15 protein-coding genes and 1 pseudogene are annotated in these 18,026 nt (G+C 67.1%); 7 read left to right on the forward strand and 9 right to left on the reverse strand.

Annotated features, from left to right (window positions below):
• Nucleotides 1–10 precede the first annotated feature (10 nt).
• The 3 genes from ACQPXS_RS46730 to ACQPXS_RS46740 all read right to left on the reverse strand — a co-directional run bounded on the left by ACQPXS_RS46730 (nt 11) and on the right by ACQPXS_RS46740 (nt 2,067).
• A protein-coding gene (locus ACQPXS_RS46730) for an IS5 family transposase (protein WP_365331516.1) occupies nt 11–819 on the reverse strand; the annotation gives its coding sequence in 2 pieces (ribosomal slippage) (nt 11–472 and nt 475–819; 807 coding nt in all).
• Between the two features lie 40 nt (nt 820–859).
• Complete coding sequence (locus tag ACQPXS_RS46735; RefSeq protein WP_433456404.1) at nt 860–1,729, reverse strand: LLM class F420-dependent oxidoreductase; 870 nt, start codon at nt 1,727–1,729, stop codon at nt 860–862.
• Between the two features lie 179 nt (nt 1,730–1,908).
• A complete protein-coding gene (locus ACQPXS_RS46740; protein ID WP_433456406.1) occupies nt 1,909–2,067 on the reverse strand; it encodes a LuxR C-terminal-related transcriptional regulator in 159 nt (52 codons plus the stop codon).
• Nucleotides 2,068–2,253: 186 nt separating this feature from the next.
• On the opposite strand from ACQPXS_RS46740, the gene ACQPXS_RS46745 reads away from it, so the two are divergent.
• The 3 genes from ACQPXS_RS46745 (at nt 2,254) to ACQPXS_RS46755 (ending at nt 4,231) form a co-directional block, all read left to right on the forward strand.
• Nucleotides 2,254–2,694 carry an ATP-binding protein gene (locus ACQPXS_RS46745; protein ID WP_433456408.1) on the forward strand — a complete coding sequence of 147 codons (441 nt, stop codon included), beginning with the start codon at nt 2,254–2,256 and terminating at the stop codon, nt 2,692–2,694.
• Nucleotides 2,695–3,039: 345 nt separating this feature from the next.
• Nucleotides 3,040–3,483, forward strand: a complete 444-nt coding sequence (locus ACQPXS_RS46750) for a MarR family winged helix-turn-helix transcriptional regulator (RefSeq protein WP_433456410.1) — start codon at nt 3,040–3,042, stop codon at nt 3,481–3,483.
• A gap of 91 nt (nt 3,484–3,574) precedes the next feature.
• Entirely contained in the window at nt 3,575–4,231 is a 657-nt protein-coding gene (locus tag ACQPXS_RS46755) for a hypothetical protein (RefSeq protein WP_433446841.1), read from the forward strand.
• Between the two features lie 12 nt (nt 4,232–4,243).
• Here the strand turns inward: ACQPXS_RS46755 and ACQPXS_RS46760 are convergent, their stop codons facing one another.
• Entirely contained in the window at nt 4,244–5,011 is a 768-nt protein-coding gene (locus ACQPXS_RS46760) for a transposase (RefSeq protein ID WP_433446843.1), read from the reverse strand.
• A 794-nt stretch (nt 5,012–5,805) separates the two neighbouring features.
• Here ACQPXS_RS46760 and ACQPXS_RS46765 point away from each other — a divergent pair.
• The gene (locus ACQPXS_RS46765; RefSeq protein ID WP_433456412.1) at nt 5,806–6,798 is read left to right on the forward strand and encodes an FAD-dependent oxidoreductase; all 993 of its coding nucleotides are present in this window, start codon (nt 5,806–5,808) and stop codon (nt 6,796–6,798) included.
• A 710-nt stretch (nt 6,799–7,508) separates the two neighbouring features.
• Here the strand turns inward: ACQPXS_RS46765 and ACQPXS_RS46770 are convergent.
• The 4 genes and pseudogenes from ACQPXS_RS46770 to ACQPXS_RS46785 all read right to left on the reverse strand — a co-directional run bounded on the left by ACQPXS_RS46770 (nt 7,509) and on the right by ACQPXS_RS46785 (nt 11,201).
• The gene (locus ACQPXS_RS46770; protein ID WP_433456414.1) at nt 7,509–7,643 is read right to left on the reverse strand and encodes a hypothetical protein; all 135 of its coding nucleotides are present in this window, start codon (nt 7,641–7,643) and stop codon (nt 7,509–7,511) included.
• 177 nt (nt 7,644–7,820) lie between these two features.
• Nucleotides 7,821–9,478, reverse strand: a pseudogene (locus ACQPXS_RS46775) (IS1182 family transposase).
• A gap of 105 nt (nt 9,479–9,583) precedes the next feature.
• Complete coding sequence (locus ACQPXS_RS46780; protein WP_433456641.1) at nt 9,584–10,624, reverse strand: FAD-dependent oxidoreductase; 1,041 nt, start codon at nt 10,622–10,624, stop codon at nt 9,584–9,586.
• On the reverse strand, nt 10,533–11,201 hold the full coding sequence (locus ACQPXS_RS46785; RefSeq protein ID WP_433456415.1) for an ATP-binding protein: 669 nt from the start codon (nt 11,199–11,201) through the stop codon (nt 10,533–10,535). Before ACQPXS_RS46785 ends, ACQPXS_RS46780 begins: the two co-directional genes overlap by 92 nt.
• Nucleotides 11,202–12,543: 1,342 nt before the next feature.
• Between ACQPXS_RS46785 and ACQPXS_RS46790 the strand changes: the two genes are divergently transcribed.
• Nucleotides 12,544–13,044: a hypothetical protein gene (locus ACQPXS_RS46790; RefSeq protein WP_433456416.1), complete on the forward strand. Its 501-nt coding sequence runs from the start codon at nt 12,544–12,546 to the stop codon at nt 13,042–13,044.
• Nucleotides 13,045–13,226: 182 nt separating this feature from the next.
• Here ACQPXS_RS46790 and ACQPXS_RS46795 read toward each other — a convergent pair whose 3' ends face one another.
• Complete coding sequence (locus ACQPXS_RS46795; protein ID WP_433456418.1) at nt 13,227–14,054, reverse strand: FAD-dependent oxidoreductase; 828 nt, start codon at nt 14,052–14,054, stop codon at nt 13,227–13,229.
• Nucleotides 14,055–14,462: 408 nt separating this feature from the next.
• Here ACQPXS_RS46795 and ACQPXS_RS46800 point away from each other — a divergent pair, with 408 nt between their 5' ends.
• Both ACQPXS_RS46800 and ACQPXS_RS46805 read left to right on the forward strand, forming a co-directional pair.
• Nucleotides 14,463–15,290, forward strand: a complete 828-nt coding sequence (locus ACQPXS_RS46800; protein WP_433456420.1) for an IclR family transcriptional regulator — start codon at nt 14,463–14,465, stop codon at nt 15,288–15,290.
• Nucleotides 15,291–16,313: 1,023 nt separating this feature from the next.
• Nucleotides 16,314–17,981, forward strand: coding sequence for a PucR family transcriptional regulator (locus ACQPXS_RS46805; RefSeq protein ID WP_433456422.1), 1,668 nt, complete (start codon nt 16,314–16,316; stop codon nt 17,979–17,981).
• Nucleotides 17,982–18,026: the final 45 nt, after the last annotated feature.

An 18,026-nucleotide genomic window follows, 5' to 3' on the forward strand; every position in this document is an offset into this window, starting at 1 on the left:
AGACGTCGTTTCAGTTGGTGAGTCTTCGGTAGCTGATGAGTGCTGCGGCGATGCCAACGAAGGCCAGGAAGTGTTCGGCCTTGCGCTCATAGCGGCGGTGCAGGCGCCGGCAGCCGGCGAGCCAGGACACGGTCCTTTCGACGACCCAGCGGTGGCGGCCCAGCCGCTGGGAGGACTCGATGCCTTTGCGGGCGATACGGTGGCGGATGCCGCGTTTGCGGAGCCATCGGCGCAGGTGGTCGTAGTCGTATCCCTTGTCGGCGTGGAGCTTGGCCGGTCGTCGGCGGCGTGGGCCTCGCCGGGATCGGATCGGTGGGATCCCGCGTACCAGCGGCTTCAGGCCGAGGCTGTCGTGCATGTTGGCACCGGAGATGCCCAGCGACAGCGGCAGTCCGTTCCGGTCCGTGATCAGGTGGATCTTCGATCCGTTCTTGCCGCGGTCGGTCGGATTCGGTCCGGTCAGTGGCCCCTTTTTGCCGCCCGGACGCTGACGGAGTCGATCGCGCACCGCGACCAGTCCAGCTTGCCGCGGGCGCCGAGCTCGTCCAGGAGGATGCGGTGGAGCCTGGCCCACACCCTCTCCCGGCTCCACTGGGCGAAGCGCCGGTAGACCGTGGGCCAGGCCGGCCCGAACACCGGCGGCAGCTGCCGCCAGGTACAGCCCGATGTGGCGACGAAGATGATCGCCGCTAGGCACTCGCGATCACCCGCCCGCCGCCTGCCTCCGCCCTGCGGACGCTTCACCTCCGTCGGCGGGACCACTCGGCGAAACAGCACCCACAACTCGTCCGGTACCAACCGCTCGACCAGATCCGTCATGCACGATTCAACGAGCGATCACGCCAAAGGAAACGACGTCTTATTCCTCCGGGCGAATCCATGTCCTGGCGAGGCCCTCGACCCAGACGGCCGCCGCGTCGGGAGTGGGCGGGGGCGCCCCGACGACAACGAGTTCGGTGACGCCTGCCGCAGAGAGTGCGGGGAGATGCTCCGGCGCGCCGTCGCTCAACGCGACAGCGACCGTGAGCTCGCCAACAGCGCGACCACGGAGGGCGCACTCGTCGGCAAGAACGGCGATGCGCCCCGGGACGTCGGCCACCGGGACATTGAACCCATACCAGCCTTCAGCGGACCTGGCGGCGCGGCGCAGGGCCGCGTCGCCATTGCCGCCGACCACGACCGGCAGCTGGCCTCCGCGCAGCGGCTTCGGGTTGACCCGGGTTGCATCGAAACAGGTGAACTCTCCTGTGAAGGAGGCCGGGTCCTCTGCCCATAGGGTACGCAATACGGCGAGGTACTCGTCGGTTCGCCGCCCGCGCCCGGTGAAGGGGACTCCAAGCGCTGCGAACTCCTCCGCCGACCAGCCGACCCCGACGCCAAGGCTGAACCGACCGGCGGAGAGCACATCGAGGGTGGCGGCCTGTTTGGCGACAACGACTGGGTTGTGCTCAGGCAGCAGGAGCACGCCGGTGGCAAGATCGATCCGGCTGGTTACCGCCGCCGCGAAGGTCAAGGCAAGCAGCGGGTCCAGCCAGTCCGCGTCTGCTGGCACGGCGATCCGGCCGTCTTCGGAATAGGGGTAGCGGGAAGCTGGCGCGTCCACAAGCACCACGTGCTCACCACACCAAAGCCGAGCGAATCCGTGATTCTCCGCGGCTGTGGCCACCGAACGGATCACCTCGGGACGGGCACCGTCACCGATGCCGAGCGCGTGCAGCCCAACTCGCATGCTCCAACTCCTGGCGTCACGCTAGATGCCCCTTCTGCTTTCCGCGCGGGATCATGCGGCGAGTCCGGAGGAGAAGTGACAGCTGATCGTCCGGTTGGGCCCTGCTGACACCCTCAATGCCAGCGCGCTGGGCGCGACCAACACCCGCATCGAAAATCACGACAATGCCAAACTGCGGATCAAAAACAACTACTGATGAGGAGTTTCTTCGCGACTTCTTTGTTGGTCATGCCGTCGGCTGCCAGGCGGGCGACGTCGGTCTCCCGCCCGGTCAGCGCTGTCAGCGCGCAGTCGGAGGCAGTGCAAATGCGGGCCAACCGCGGTTGTCGGTTGCGCAACGCCCGCCTCCTCCCCGCGCTCTGACCCCGGCCGGCCCCAGAAAGCGGCTATGCCGACGTCGGCGGCGTGGCCGCTGCGGGGATACCGGCGGCGGCTCTGCTGTGCGTTGCGTTGAGGACAACCCGCATTGTCGTCGTTGCTCCTGAATCCCTAGCCTGGCTTGTACTCAGCGGTCGGGAGCAGCAATGCAGGAGATGATCGCGTTGGACAGCACACTCGTGGAGACGATCTCGGAAAGAGTCGAAGTCTGGATCGAAGGAGGGCACTACGCCCTCTCACAGGCTCGAACGGCCTGCCGCCGCCTCGCCGAGAACGCCGCATGGCCGCCTGAAGCCCAGGGAGATCTGACCCTGGTGGTGTCCGAGCTCGTGACGAATGCCTGCCGCCACGCATCAGGCCCGTGCCGCATGAGCCTTGAGGTGTCAGCCGACGCCGCAGTGGTCGAGGTATGGGACAGCGATCCGCACATTCCACCCCTCCCTGCGCCCTCCAGCACCCCCCTCTCCGACACAGCCCCGGCCTGCAGTGGTTACGGACTGGGCATCGTGGCGTCCCTGTCCAAATGCCTCGACTTCTTTCCCCAGGAAACCGGCGGCAAGACCGTCCGGGCTGTCCTCGCTCCCTGACGAGTCAACTCGGGGAGGTGGCCGACGGCATGGCGTCCCACCGGCCGGGCACGCACCACCGCAATACCGCCGGCCTCCGGTGTCGTGCCGCTGCTCACCTCACGGCAGCCTTACGCCGCAGCCCTCGGCAACAGGCCAGGCCGTTCTGCGCCCCGGACTGCCTCCGGGCGCAGCCGACGGGCCCGCCCCAGGACGGGTTTCGCTGGCAGACCCAGCCGTCCCCTGGCCTTCCCTGCCGTGCCTCGCATCGAAGGGAGGGACAGTCGCCCCGTCAGCAGGCGGGAGGGGCTGACCGATGCGGAGGGCATGCGCCCCTCACTTATAGTTATGCCGGTGGAACCATCGATGAGAGGCCTCGAGCAGTATCTCGGGTTCTGGTTGCGCCGCCTTTCCGACACCGTCGCCCACCGGCTGGAGCAAAAGCTCGCCGAGCATGGAGTGACCGTCTCCCAGTGGGACGTCCTCATCTCCGTCTACCGCGGGGACGCCACCACGGCGAGTGAGGTGTCAGCCCTCATGAACATCGACCCAGGCGCCGTCTCACGGCTCGTGGACCGGCTCGAAGCCAAGGGACTCATCTCCCGCAAACCGGACCCGTCCTCCAGGCGCAGCTTCGTCCTTGCCCTCACCGATGCCGGACGCACGCTGGTGCCGCAGCTCAGTCTCACGGTCGACCGCCACGACCAGTACTTCTTCGGCCACCTCGACGAAGAGGAGAGGGCTCGTTTGAAGGAGTGGATGACCGGGCTCCTGGAGCACAGCCACAGGATGCCGGATTCATTGGACTAAGGGCTGTCCCGCAATGGCGAGGCAGCGATGGTACGAGCCGTTGATGGGGTAGGGCATGAGGGGCCAGGAGCTGGCCGTCTACCCTCGTGTCGTGGAGAAGTCCTGGGAGCCGCCGAATAGCACCGATGCCCTGGTGAGGGCGTTCCCGTCCCGACTTGCTGGTGACGTCCGGAGCGTTCTTGCAGTCGTACCGGAGGGCAGGCTCTCATCAGCGGACCCGTTCCAGGTCGAGGTGTGGGGTGAGACCGTCACCATCCCCTCGCGGATCTATCACGATGAGCCGAACGCCGACGTGGTGCGTTCACTGTCCGGGATCCAGCAGGTGATCTTGCACTGCCTGTACTCCCGGCACTGCGATGGCAGGGTCCGTCAGCGTCACCTCGAACAGATCGTGAGGCTGGACGAGGCGTGGGTGGTCCCGTTCGTCGTGCAGCTGGCCGGTGAGTACGTGGTGGAGATCCTTGAGTCGATCTACCGAGGGCTGCCCGGACTCGGTGTCCCGGACTCGGTCCAGCGCGGACTCTATGGGGAGTTCATCGCTCGGAATCCTGTGTTCTTCGCCCGCGTGGAACGACGTGTGGTGAGCTACTGGTCCTGCTACTACCGCTGGAAATACCCGGACTTCGGCACGTATCCGGGAGGCTTGCTGGCGGAAGCGTTTCGGGCTGCCGCCTCGGAGCGGGTAGGCGCACCATGGCCCCGCCACACACCGGCCCCACTGATGAACACAGGCGGACAGACGACCTGAGCCCTCCACCGTCTATCCGGTAAGGACGAGGTTGTGCAGGCGGGCGATGCCGAGCATCGCGTGATGGACGCCGGAACCTTTGAGCCGGCAGTCGCGCAAGATCTTCCAGCCCTTCATACGGGCGAAGGCGTGCTCGACCCGGGCGCGCACCTGCTTGTGGGACTTGTTGTGGGCTTCCTTCCACGCGGGCAGTTCCTCGCCCCTGCGGCGGCGGTGGGGCATCACGAGTCCGGTTCCGGGGTAGCCGCCGTCGGCGATCGTCAGCGTCCTGCCCACGGCAGCCTTCGCTCCGGACTCCGCCCACGCTTTGCAGTCGTTGCGGTTGCCTGGCAGGGGTTGGCCGACCACGACGATCAGGCGGGTGTCGGCATCGATGACGACTTGGTGGTTGGTGGAGTACCGATAGTTCTTCGACTGCTCGGCCACCGTGTGGTCGCGGGTGGGTACCAGGGTGCCATCCACAATGAGCACCGCGTCCTTCGCGAAGCGGAGCCGGGGCTGCAATGCGAGGAGCGGACCGAGCTGATCGATGATCCGGTCGGCTGCGGACTTTGAGATCCCGAACAGCAGGGCCAGCTGGCGCATCGTCAAGTTCGTGCGCCAGTAGGCCGTGACCAGCAGCACCCGATCCTCCAGCGGCAGACTCCAGGGCCGACCCCGGCGCACCCCATCGCCGGCCTCGCGGCGCAGCGCCGTCACCAACTTGCGGAAGCAGCGCGGACTCAGGCCGGTGAACGGGCCTATCCAGGACGGCTCGGATGCCGTGATCACACCAGCCACATCGAGATCATCTCACTCGTGGCCAGCCGTTACGGGACAGCCCTTAGCAGCCTTGTCCGGTCTGCACGGGGCCGCCGCGCTCCCGCCCTCCAGGCGCCAGAGCGGACAGCCCAGTCAGAGTCTGAACGACTAATGCCGCGGCAGGAGACCGCCCCAGGAGCGCAGCCGCAGTGCCCCGGGCCGCGAAGCGGGAGGCTGAGTCCCTGCGAACGGCGGGGCATGCTCCGAGAAGCACCCCGAAAGGATCGCCACGCGCGACATGCCGCGGGTGCGACCCCGGACACGCTCCCCGGCTGCGGCCGACCGTTGACCCAACCCGGTGCCGGAAGTCAGGAAAAAAGGTGTCTTGACAACTATTGCCATGGCAGTAGAATCTCTGTAGAGACGGTCGGAAACGACCACATACGCAGCCGCAGCGCCACGAGCTGCGAAGCAGGAGAGCTGAACCCCTGCCGAACGGACACGGGCACCCCGCGACTGCCCACCCCATCCGGCCCCACGGCAATCAGTAGGGTGTGAGGCGTCATGGACCATCCGACCTGCGTATAGACAAGCCGTCGCACGGCCAAGCACCAAGCCCGGCATGGCCTGTGGCCCTCCATCGGCCATCGCCATCCATGCAACTCCCGTGGCAAGCAGTCACCTCCTGATGCCCCTCCTGGCACGCCCGGGGCGACCAGAACGCTTCAGGCGGACACCCGCTCGCCGCGGTGTTGTCCTCGCGTTGATCCGCCGGAAGCAAAGCGGACCCCCTGCCGCCTCCACGCACGGGCGACTCGCGCGTCGAAAGTGCCATGGCACGTCCAACGCCACGCTTCCATGAACACCGCATCAGCATCATGGACAGAGAATGCAAGGCGGAAGTCGGTTTCTACGACGAGCCGCCCCCAGAACACACCAAGGGCTCCGAAATCTTCGGACACCCGAAGAAGAGCGCAAAGTACCCTGCCCTCCCGAGAGAACACGGCCAGCTACTCGTGGTCGGGGGAGGACCCGCCGGCGTCGCCGCCGCCACCGCCGCCGCACGTTCCGGCGCTCGTGTAGTGCTTGCCGAACGCAGCCGCCGGCTCGGAGGACAGCTCGCTCTCGTCGGCCACACCGTGGCAAACCGGCTGCTGTGGCAGCGGTGGCTCGGCTGGGCGCAGGCCGAGTTGACCGCGGAAGCTGTCGACGTCCGCTTGAACACCACCATCACCGAGGACGACTGCGCCCACTTCGAACGGGTGATCCTCGCCACGGGCGCGCGGCCCATGGATCCCGCCACGCTCAACGGCGGCCCCTACGCCGTCCTGAGCGCGTACACGGCGATCTCACGACCGGCCCCACTCACCGGCGGCAGCGTACTGGTGATCGACCACGGCCACGAATGGCCCGCCGTGGACGCCGCAGAGGTGCTGGCCACGCACGGCTACGCCGTGATCCTCGCAACCGAGGCAGCCACACCAGGTGCTCTGCTGAGCCAGGAGGAGCAGGAGGCGTACGCACGACGACTGGCAGCCCTCTACGTGCGTGTACTGCCTCACCACCAGCTCCTCATCCCCTCTGGCGGGGAGCCATACATGCTCCGCGACATGGCTAGTGGACAGGCCCGGCCGCTGGCGGACAACGTCGGCACGATCGTGATCGCCTCGAAGCGAGTACCCGACACCGATCTGTGGCAACGACTTCGATACCGTTCTCCCCACGTCCAGCGCATCGGGGACGCCATGACACCGCGCTGCGTCCAAGACGCCATCGCCGATGGCAGACAGGCCGTCATGAGCTCCCACCGATCGAACCGCGTATGAGCACGACACGGCGGCTCCCCCAGCCCATTGGCCCCCTCCCTCTTGCCGCCGAAGCCTCACCTGCAGACGGCACAGGAAGCTGCGACGCTGCCAAGCCACGTCCTCCAACGATCCGACGAGACCGCCATCCCCCTTCTTCGGAGGGAATCCCCGCCGTCAGGGGGGAGGGAGTCCGATCCCTGAACGCTGCGGCACGGAGCGCCGCAGCATCGCTTCGGAATGTCCGCGCTGCGGGCAACAAACCGCTCGGCCAAGGACGTCGCCGAACAGTTCGTTGTTCATGGTGCCGAAGAACAGCCCGGCCAGCGCGTTGTCGCAGTACTGGCTGCTGCGGCCGACCGCCCGCCGGATATCCAACTCGAATTCAGGTGCGGCTCAAGAACGTGCGTTGCGCCTGCCCCACCGACGCGCTGAAGACGTTGCGGGAGCACCGTCAAGGCAAGTCCGACCTGATCGAACGCAACGGCGTCTTCTGCCTGGCCGCCACCAGCGGCGTCCCCCAGGCCACACCGCACGAGCCTGACGGTTTCCTCGGGGTGGGTCTCGACACGTCAACATCGCGGCTGCGTCTACCGGTTACCGGGCCGCTGGGCGTCGACTCAACCGCTACCGCAAACGTCAGCTCGCCCCTGCGGGCAAAGCTCCAGAGCAAGGCGTCAAGTCCGCCGAGTGCCGGCTCAGAGAGCGCTCGCGTCGCGAGCAGCGCCACGTCAAGAAACCAACCACATCATCGCCAAGACGATCGTGACCGAGGCTGAACGCACCTGTGTGGTCACATCAACAGGAAGAACCGGACCAAGCAGACCCTGTTCGCCTGCCGGAACGGCAGGGTCGTCGTTGCCCACGCAGACCACAACGCTTCCCGCAACATCGCCCGCACCGGGCGAGGCCGCGTGGACGCGGGGCGTCAGTCACGGGCCCCTCGCGCCCCCAGGGTGTCTGGACCCAGGAGCCCACCCGGCGGCCAGTCCGGCGCCGCCTCCAAACCCGGTCCTTCAGGACTTTGTTGGCGGATTCGGTGTTCAGGCGGTCAGTTCCAGTCCGAGGCTGGCGAAGCGGCTGATGTGGGTGGTGCCGATGGGGGTGTCGGTCCACCAGGTGTTGAGTCGGTGGAGGTTGAGTCCGGCGGCGGTCAGGACATGACCGAGGTGGGTCTTGTGGAGCCCGCGGTAGGGCGTAGTCCGTGTCCGCGTCACCCGGACCGCCTGGGAGATGGTGCCTTCGACACCGGCGCGTGTGCCGTAGGCGGCCCTCCACTCAGCGGTCTGCTGTTCACGTCCGCGCTGGTCAAGAGCTTGCTGCTGGGGCTGGGTGAGCAGGGTCAGGCTGCGGCCGTACTGATGATTGGTGGCGCTGGTGCACTTGGCGCGGACCGGGCAGGCGTCGCAGTCGGCCTTGGCGAAGTGGACCCGGATGATCTCGGTGCCGGTGGGTTTGCGCTGTGCGGACCAGCTGACGCTGCGCTGTCCGCGCGGGCAGGTGACTGTGCGGGCCGGCCAGTCGATGGTGAAGGCGTCCTGGCCCAGGCCGTCCCCGGCCCTGCCCTGGGCGGTGGTGTCGGCGAAGACCGGCCCCATCAGCTCGATGTCCTGCGCGGCGGCGGAGACCAGCAGCGCGGCGGAGGTGTACCCGGAGTCGACCAGATGGATGCCGGGCAGCAGGCCGCGCGCGGCCAGAGCGTGGTGGACGGGCGCAGTGATCTCCGCGTCGGGGACGGTGGCGTCGGTGGTGACCACGTTCGTGATCAGATGCGGGGCGTCCGGCTCGCAGGTCTCGGTGAAGTGGACCTTGTAGCCGTCCCAGCCCGCGCCGCGTTTGACGCTGTAGCGGGAGTCGGTGTCGTAGGGCTGGACAGCCTCAATCTGCCCGGCGGGAGATCTTTGCCCTCCCGCCAGCGCACCCCCTCACCGTCACGGTGGTACTGCTGCACCCACGCAGTGCGCAGGACCTGCACCGCCTCGATCTCCCGCAGCCAGGCCGGTGCGTCGGGTGCGTAGACGGCCTGAAGCAGTGTGAATCCGTCCTCTCCCACGGCCAGCGCCCACTTCTGGCGGGCGTCAACCCCTTTGGGGAAGCGGAAGGAGTCGATGCGCTTGCCGTAGCGTTCGAACCACTCCGGCGCGGCGACCTGCCGCAGCCAGCCGGGCGCCGCGACGGTCAGCGCCTCCAGCGCAGCGCGCAGGGTCTCGCCGACAAACTCCATCCGGTTCAGCGTCCGCACCTGGGCCAGCACGTGCGTGGAGTCGGTGCGCTGGCGGCCTCCCGCCCGCAGCATCCCCAACTCGCTGACCCGTTCCAGCAGCCGGTCAAGGACCAGTTCCTCCAGACCGTGCGCGATCAGGCGGTCCCGGAACTCCGACAGCACGGAAAAGTCGAACCCTGGATCGTCCAACTCCAGACCGAGCGCGTACTTGACGTCGATCCGCCCACGCACCGCGTCGGCAGCCTGCCGGTCCGTCAGGCCCTCCGCGAACTGCAGCACGCTGACCAACGCTAACTGGCCCGGCGACCAGGCTGGACCACCCCGGCGCGGGAACGCCGAAGCGAACTGCTCGTCCTCGAACAACGGACCGAGCTCGTCCCGGATCCGCATGGCCAGACAGCCCTTGCGGAACGCTGCCCGCGCCACCCGCGCGGTGGCCTCCGGAACGGACGGAGCAGGCACAGGGCGCAGCGACATCGCAGCCCCTCCTTGCCTCCCCGCACGATGGAACCGAACCTCCATCAGACTGCCCGACCAAACAAGATCACCACGGGCAATCACCGAATCCGCCAACAAAGTCCTTCAGAGTCGGGGCAAGTTGACTGACTGGACGGCTGCCTTCCTGCCCTGGGCGATGGCGGCCTCGACGGTACGCGGGCACACCGCGTCGCCGGCCCGGCTTGCGTGGGGACGGCCGTCGACCTGGGACCACAGACCGGCCCGCGCGGTGCGCGCGCCTGCGATCACGAGAGCACCGAGATGCCGGGGCAGCGGCCGCTGTGCACCGCTGCGCCCATGGCACAGAACCAGGCAGGCTCCTTGGTGCTCGGCCACAACCGTGTAGCACGTCAGCACCTGCCCCCCGAGCTCGGCCAATCGCTGCTGGTAGCGCACCTGGAGAGGGAAGGCCAGACGGTGGCCCACCACAGGTGCCGCGGTCACCAAGGTCACCGCGTGTCCGTGGGTCGCCAACGTGACGGCCGCGTCCGGAGCGGACCACTCCCCCTCCCGGTCGATGACGAGAACCGGTCCGGAAAGGGGCGCCGGGCGCACGATGACGCTCCAGGCGTCCACCACCACCATGTGGTCGGGCGTCATCAGGGGCCGGTCGCGCACGGCGGCGCCGGTCGCGATGACCACATGGTCGTAGCCTGTGGTGTCCTCGCGTCGGATCACCGTGTTCAGCCGCACATCGACCGCTCCGGCACGCAGGTCATGGCAGGCCCTCTCCCGCCACGCCCGCCACGACTGCTGGTGGCGCGTCGTGGAGCCGGACACGGCCAGCTGCCCGCCGAGATGATCAGTGGCTTCGGCCAGAACGACGCGGTCTCCGGCCTGAGCTGCTGCCACGGCTGCCGCCACGCCCGCCGGGCCGGCCCCGACCACCAACACGCTCGTCCGTCTCCCGCCCCGTGCGGGAGCCGGCACTCTCCATGCACGTGGGTGATCGGTCGCTCTGTCAGCGAACTTCCGGTGCCACTCCACCATCACACGCCTCCAGCAAGAGGTCGGGAGCACCGCGATGTTGTGCTCAGCCTGTGGTCGGCAAAAGCCCGGCCCGCCGGTGCGAGCGCCGCGGCCTGCAGTGGCGACGAGGGGCCGGGTGGCATGACTGCAGCACATACCTGCCGGTGCGAGCGGGGCGTACGCGAGGGCCGGGAACAAGCCGCGCGCCGCTGGGCAGGGCCGCCAGGACGGGGAGGGGCGCCAGCGTCCGCGCACTGCACGGGCCGTTGGCGCCGTGCTCGTCACGGCGTTGTTCGCATGCTGCGGGCCACGCCACGAGGGCGCGGATCGTCTTGCCGCCGTGCGGGGCGGCGAAGCCGCGCAGTTCCTGGCACAGCAGGGCGACAATTCCCAGGCCGTACCCTCCGCACGGCACTTCGCAGGTGCCGGGGAGCGGAGTTGCTCGCACACCCATGGGCGGCACCAGCGGATTGGTGTCCCACACCTCCACCGTGATGCCCCCGAGTACGGCTTCCAGGTGCAGCCTGCACGGCCCGGGAGCATGGCGGCAGGCATTGGTCACCAGCTCTGACACGATCAGGACCAGATCATCGCAAGCCTCGGCCGGCCAGCCGAGACGGGTGGCAAACCGGTGGGAAGCCTCACGGGCGTGCGCAACCACCCAGGAGTCTTCACCACTTGTCCGGCACCACCAAGAAGCGGCAGCAGCCGCTGTACGCGCGCTGCACATCATGCACCGTCTTTCCAGGAACGATGGTGAACGGCCGCCAGGTCGTCAGGCGGCCGGGAAGGCCCACCGCACCCGCAGTCTGGCTGCGGCGTGCGCCACCGGCACGTAGGCAGGCCGCGGGCCGAACGGACGGCCAAAGCGCCACCGGGAAGATGTGCAGACACGGACTGCCGCGGGACTTCATGCCCTCAAGCCTTCCGTGACAGCCAGCTCCGCCATCAGGGCTTGCCCCTAGTACCGGGCGGTACCAAGACCCCAGGCAATCCCTCGCGCAACACCAGGGGACCCTGGGGAGGCGTCTTTCGAAGCTCGTTCGAGCGGCGTGGAGCACGCCGCACTGCGTGTAGGGCATCGGCCGAGCCGAGGGGGGTCGGCGTTCGCAGGTCGACGCTCTCATGCCGATCCGGCAGGCGATAGGGCGCACGGCGCCGAAGAGACCGGTGAGAGTTCGTGCAGCACGAACCGTTCGGGGCCGAGCGCTCACCGATACGACGGGAGCCGAGGGTGTCCCTGGCCCGGGCCGGTGTGCCCCCTGAGGGCAGAGGGCCTTGAGCTGCTCGTTGGACCGGCGGCTCGTCGTCCTTGGCGTTCTTCGGCCAGGAACGGTGCGGGCGCCGCGGGCGCGGGCCGCGCCGGAACTGCTCCTGCCGCAGGTGTGCGGCCGGTTGCAGCACCGGCAACTGATGTTGATCGGTCTGCATCACTCTCATACTTTTGCCTTACGGCGCTGCCACCAGCACAGATAGAGCGTGCATATGAACTCACCAGACCGGAGCGTCCCTCGATCGCCCGCCATGTCGCCCCCTCTGTACGATCACGGACTGCTGGCGCAGCGCACATGCAGCGAGCCCGACCAAGTGAGGACCGCTGTTGTACTCGCCGGTGCAGCGAATATGAACGCAGCGGACCTGCGACTGCTTTCATCGATGCTCGGAATAAGTGACACCGATTTGGCGACCGCGAAGGAGTTCCTGCGCGGCAAGCGTGACCACACCGGTATCCTCATGCCCGAATAGTCGGGTGGTCAGTGGCGGCACCGCCCTATTCTTTGACCACCGCGCTACAGCGCTTGACTCGCCGTCTTTTCTTGCTGCAGTCGTTGCCCATTCGTCGATTCGCGCGGGTCGGAGTGTGTCGATGCACGCCGCCCACGGCGACATCTGTTCTGGGGGCGGCCATCCTTTATCTCTTTTCCCCGTCCCGTTCGAGGCATCTCGATCCGAGGCGGGCGATGGAAAATTTGTCCAATTTTATCCGAATGCGGTAAACGCCCTATAGGCCTGGCCATCGAGCGACGTCCCGTCCACCCCGCTTTCCGCGCCATAGTGGACCAAAATCCGATGGGATGTTCATGACGCGATCCGATACCCCCCGCGCTGAGGACTCACCGGCTCCGACACGCAAATTCGCCTGGGATGACTACGCAGGCCGTCGCCCGCCCAGGGGGTGGCCGGGTTCGGTACCGTCACCGGATTCTGCCCGCTTCCCTCAGGTTGCCAAGGGCTGGCTGTTCACACTGGCCCCGGCCCGCTGGCAATACGAGCCGGTGCTGCATCGCTTTCCCGCCTTGCTGGCCCGGATGGTTCGGTTCCATCTGGAGTCCGGCATGGCCGGTGCCGCAGTGAACTGCAGAACCGCCCGCAGCCGGTTGCAGAATCTGATCCCCGAAAGCGCTGTCGAAGAATTCATCCAGGCCTGCGCGGAAGAGTACCGCCGAATGCAGTTGCTGTCCTTGCAGGTCAAGTTGGCCGAAAGCGAACTGAAGCGCGTATGCGACTGCCGGCCGCCGGAGAAACCCGGCAAGAAGAACGGCACGAAGCTACGCAAAACCAAGCGTCCAAGGTGACAGGTCGGGCGGCATCCCGGTGCGTCCAGGAGGACAGGAGACGCCGCCTCTCCCCTGCGCCGGCTTCCGGCGGCGAGTGGCACCGCACCAGCCGCCCCGCATCGAGGCGGCTGTCTCTGCACGCCATGGATGACCATCGGCTTCTCAGGTGCACGCCGGCTTCCGGCATGAGAGATCGCTTTCTAGCTCAGATCGGATGACGCATCGCGCAGTGACTCGACCACACGAGTCCCCTCGGTGATCGCATCCTCCAGACAACGAGGCTGGACGGCATCGCCCACACGCCGGATCTTGGGATGCACGCGGAGCTGCGCGGCCAGGTGGTCCTCGGAGATGCGGCCGGCAGCGACGACGATGGCGCCCAGGTTCAGCGGAAACGGACGGACACGGCCGGCCGCGAGATCACGAAGCTGGGCAGGATGTCCGTCGGGACAAAGGGCCAGGTCGTGCCGGGGCATGAGCCGGACGGACAAGGCGTCGAGACGGTCGAGGTAAGCGCCTCGCTCGCCTTTGCGCAGCCCGTGGCCGGGGGTCTCGGCCGGTGTCACCAGGTATACGGCCAGCCCATGGGTGGCGAGGAGTTCGGCGGCGTCCAGCGCCGGCCATTCGCCGTCGCCGTCGAACACCACGATGGACCCCGTCAGGGGCGTCGGCCGCAGGATGGCCTCCCAGGCACTCAGAACCGCTATCCGGCCGGGTGATCTGACCGAGAGCCCCGCTGATCGCGCCCCCGTGGCCAGCACGACGCGCTCCCAGGCAGCACAATCCTCCGCGGTGACCGCAGTATTCAATCTCACTTCGACGGAACGCGCCTTCAATTCAGCTTCAGCCCAGCTCGACCAGCGAAGCCAAAGTGCCCGGCGGGAAAATGCCCTGCCAGCCACGGACAACTGCCCTCCCAGACGACAGCCGCGCTCCGCGAGGAGAACCCGGAAACCGGCCTGCGCCGCAGCCGTTGCGGCAGCCACCCCTGCCGGCCCGCCACCGACCACCAGGAGCCTGCCTTGCATCTTCCCGTGAAATTGGCCCGACAAGAGGGGCTGACGAAAGCGAGGGCGCCTGGCATACCCGTTCACATGATGTCGGTCCACGCTGCTACCTACTGATGGAACGTGGGGCAAGGATTTTCACTCCACGCCCGGCATGTACAGCTGAACCCATTTGTGCGGCCCTTCCGTCCCGATGGCCGTGCAGAACTTCCCAGACGATCTACAGGCACCTCGGGACGTTAAGGCGATCCGGGAGGGCCGACAATCGCAATTGCCGAAGCTGCAACGGCCGCTCTCACTCCCCGGCTTCCTTTCAGACTGCCCGCCCCTGTCGGCCGGGGGAGGGACCGATCCTTGGAAAACGGACCGCACCAGGACTTATGCTGTTGGCGACGGCAGTTGCCTGTGTCGCAACCCGAGGTGAGTCTCATGAGCGCACCGCGCATCGCTGTTGGTCTTCGCCGGGACCTTGAAATTTTGGAGGTGCTCCGCAGTCCAGAAGCGACGCGGGGCGCCGGACTGAGCGTGACGCGGATCGCCGAGCTGACGGGACGGGAGAAAAGCCAGGTTTCACGGGCTCTGGCGGGCATGAAAGAAGAGGGGCTGGTCGACAGGGACCCCGAAACCTTGACCTATCGGTGCGGTTGGCGGCTCTTTGCCCTCGCCGCCGCCACCGGTGAGAGCCGGCTTGTGCAGATGGCCGCCCCGTCCCTACGCCGCCTCGTTTCACAGGTGCATGAGACGGCGTACCTGTGTGTACTGCGCGGGCGCAGCGTCATGACGTTGCTGACGGAAGCCTCTCCGCATGCCTTTCGCAGCCTCGGGTGGGACGGACTGACCGTGCCGGTCATCCAGACGTCGGCAGGCCGCGCCCTCATATCGGACTGGGAGGACGCAGTGGTGCGGGCGTCCTTCGCGGACGAAGCTTTCCACGAAGCGCCCTCACCTCAGCGACTGCGTACCGTGGACGACCTGATCGATGAACTGAGCCTGATTCGGACCATGGGCTACTCCAAGGTCGACGGTGAGCTGGAGGACGGCCTGGTCGGCGTCTCGGCACCGGTCCGCGACTTCCGCGGCCGCATCGCTGCCGCCATCAACATCGTCGCCCCACGGAACCGCCTGCAAAACCAACTCGACGCCGCCGGCAGACTCACCGTCAGATGCGCGGCACAGCTCTCCCGCACATTGGGCTACGCGGGCGCGTCCGCGGAAGGGGCTCCCGACGACGCGCCTGCCCATCCCACCCCCTCCTAGGCGCGGAGGTGGCACACTGTCACGGCACGCGGGAGCGACCGGGGAGTTGCAGCGCGGCATCCCGCAGTTCAGGGGCGTGAACAGGGGCAGGTCGCCCCGCACTGCCTTCACTTCCGCAAAAGGTGACGGCGCCTCTTCAAACCGAGCGAAGCCGGCAGTGCGGCGCTTGAGCCTCCTGGGTAGCAGGCCGACCGCCAGGGTGTGGCCGGCGACCGAAGCAGCTCTGCCGTTGTCCACCCGCGGCTCAGACGGGCAGACCGCTTCCCCCACCGCACGTCCCGTCCGACGCGAACGGACTGCCCCTGTGCGTCGGTCTCTCCGCAGCCAGCCCCATGACAACCTAGCCCTGACCGACGAGCATCTCAGGCATCTCCTGGTACAGCCGTGCCCAGACACCCCGCCCGCGACCAGATCGGGAACCGGCGATGCACGGTCGACTTCGAGGCCCCGAAACACGGCGGCAGAGTCCGCCCAGGCACAGCCGCCGCCAGGACACAGAAGATGGCCGCGAACACTGCCTCGTCATAGATGTCGGCCACCCCGCCGGCCACTCCCGGGCCAACGACCAACTGACCATGTAGGCAACGGTGTTACTGCGGCGCTCGGGGGCGCGGCACACGGGCCAGCAGACCAAGTCCGTTGTAGCGCCTGGCTCTTTGGAGTGCACGGGGCAGGCTCGGAGTGGCGAATAGCACTACGCCCGTCACGGTGCAGACCACTGCCCAGCGCTCCCCCGCCCGCACCACGGCGTATCTGTCGTTCATGGCTCTCCCCGGGCCGCCGGACATGGTTTTCCAGGACTGTGACGCTCACCTTAGGAAGGCGGTGCAAAATTCGACATTACGGTTGCTCGAATTGCACCAAGTGGCGCGCCCCGGGACACCTGTTGCAATCTCGGCAACACATGTTGGGTCACCTCTTGGGCGGTCTTTAGCCTATGTTGCCGACCCCCACGCTCTAGGCGATATGAGGCCTGCAACCCGCAGGGGGACGATCGCCGGGCAGGCCGAGGGGAGCAAATCGATGCTGACAGTGGCCGATGTACTCGACTTGGAGATCATGGCCCGCAGCGCGCCCGCCGTGGTGGCCGGCAAGGAATGCATTTCCGCACCGGTCCGGTGGGTACACACCCATGAAATGATGCCAACCCAGATGCCCACGGCCGAGCGTCTCATCTTGACCTGCGGTACCGCTCTCCCCGACGACGGCCACCACATGGACCAGTTGATCGCGGAGCTGGCCGGGTCCGGTGTTTCCGGAATCGTGATCCTTCTGGGGCCCCGGTATCCCGTCTCGCTTCCTAGCGCGCTGATCCGGACTGCTGAGCGGAATAGGATGCCCCTCATAACGATCCGACCGCCTGCCCACCTGACCAACATTGCCGAGGACGTCAACACCGCTATTTTCGGGCATCGGCTCGACGTCCTGAGCACCGCTGACGAGGTGCACCGTACGTTCACCGAACTGGCCCTGGAGGGTGCCAGTTCATGGGATGTGGTCCACCACGTCGCCAGGCTGTCGGGGCGTCCGGTCGTGCTGGAGAACCTTGCACATCAAGTGTTGGCCTACGATCCGGCCCATCAGCCCCCACCGCACATCCTCTCCGGCTGGGAAGCACAGTCCCGCCAGATGCACATCAGCGGCTGGCTGGTCACGACCGTGGGGGCTCGCGGAAGGGACTGGGGGCGTCTGGTCATGCTGCCGCCCGGCAGCAGAGGCGATGAGGCGCAGGCTCCAGGCATCGACCGCCATACCGAGATCTGCCGGCTGATCCTGCAGCGGGCAGCGGACACCTTGGCGCTCAACCAGCTCATCGGGTCCAGCGACCAGTATCCGGAACGCCAAGCCCATGCAGAGCTCCTGAAAGGTCTCCTGACGCATTCGATTACCGTGAAGGAGTCGGCACTTCGCGCCGCCGCCCTGGGCCTGCCTCTTGAGCATGCCCAACTGGTGGGCATTGCCCTGCGGCTTCGCGGCACGCAGCGAGTCTCGGGGACGGATGAGCGCGGCCTGGAACGACTGGCCGTATCCGCACTGCGCCGTGACCACCCTCGAGCCCTGATTGCCTCCCTGGGCAACGGAGTAGTGGGGCTGCTCATCGCCCTGAACAAAAAGGGAGATACAGCGGGAGCCTTGGAAGTCATCTCCACCAGACTCCACAAGCTGGCACGTGAAAACTTCAAGGGCCGCTTGAACGCCGGGCCGCGCACCGGCTCGGATGTGATCATCGCTGTGGGGCCCGCCGTGGAATCCATACATGGCGCCCGCCATACCCTCTCCGCTGCTCTGCAGACTGTCGGGGCGGTCATTCACTCCGCATACTCGCAAGGGAAGGGAGACGGGCACCCCCTCTACTTCAGGCCGCAGGATCTGCATCTGACCGGGTTGCTGCGGCTGTTCCACGATGACAGCCGCATGCACAGTTACGTAGAGAACGAGATAGGCCCGCTCCTCGATCACGACGCCCGGCACGGCACGAACCTCGTGTCGGTGCTCGCCCAATACCTCGATCACGGACGGAACAAGACCGCTGCGGCGGAAGCAGCCCGTATCTCACGTCCCTCCCTGTACGACCGCCTGGAGAGAATAGAACGGATCCTGTCCGTGAACCTTAACGACGCCCAATCATGCCTGTCGTTGCAGGTCGCTCTTCAAGCCCTGGACACCATCAGGCAACAGGGCACCCCATAGGACCCGCACGCGGTGCCACCAGCACATGGCCGGCCAATGAGGCCA

This window comes from Streptomyces sp. CA-142005 (genome assembly GCF_050942335.1).
In the GTDB taxonomy this organism is placed as follows: Bacteria; Actinomycetota; Actinomycetes; order Streptomycetales; family Streptomycetaceae; genus Streptomyces.

What these genes read in the sequence shown, in the direction of transcription:
- ACQPXS_RS46735 (WP_433456404.1), bottom strand. Translation starts at nt 1,729, where the DNA reads ATGCGAGTTGGGCTGCACGCGCTCGGCATCGGTGACGGTGCCCGTCCC.
- ACQPXS_RS46745 (WP_433456408.1), top strand. Translation starts at nt 2,254, where the DNA reads ATGCAGGAGATGATCGCGTTGGACAGCACACTCGTGGAGACGATCTCG.
- ACQPXS_RS46750 (WP_433456410.1), top strand. Translation starts at nt 3,040, where the DNA reads ATGAGAGGCCTCGAGCAGTATCTCGGGTTCTGGTTGCGCCGCCTTTCC.
- ACQPXS_RS46765 (WP_433456412.1), top strand. Translation starts at nt 5,806, where the DNA reads ATGGCACGTCCAACGCCACGCTTCCATGAACACCGCATCAGCATCATG.
- ACQPXS_RS46780 (WP_433456641.1), bottom strand. Translation starts at nt 10,624, where the DNA reads ATGTGCTGCAGTCATGCCACCCGGCCCCTCGTCGCCACTGCAGGCCGC.
- ACQPXS_RS46785 (WP_433456415.1), bottom strand. Translation starts at nt 11,201, where the DNA reads ATGATGTGCAGCGCGCGTACAGCGGCTGCTGCCGCTTCTTGGTGGTGC.
- ACQPXS_RS46790 (WP_433456416.1), top strand. Translation starts at nt 12,544, where the DNA reads ATGTTCATGACGCGATCCGATACCCCCCGCGCTGAGGACTCACCGGCT.
- ACQPXS_RS46795 (WP_433456418.1), bottom strand. Translation starts at nt 14,054, where the DNA reads ATGCAAGGCAGGCTCCTGGTGGTCGGTGGCGGGCCGGCAGGGGTGGCT.
- ACQPXS_RS46800 (WP_433456420.1), top strand. Translation starts at nt 14,463, where the DNA reads ATGAGCGCACCGCGCATCGCTGTTGGTCTTCGCCGGGACCTTGAAATT.
- ACQPXS_RS46805 (WP_433456422.1), top strand. Translation starts at nt 16,314, where the DNA reads ATGCTGACAGTGGCCGATGTACTCGACTTGGAGATCATGGCCCGCAGC.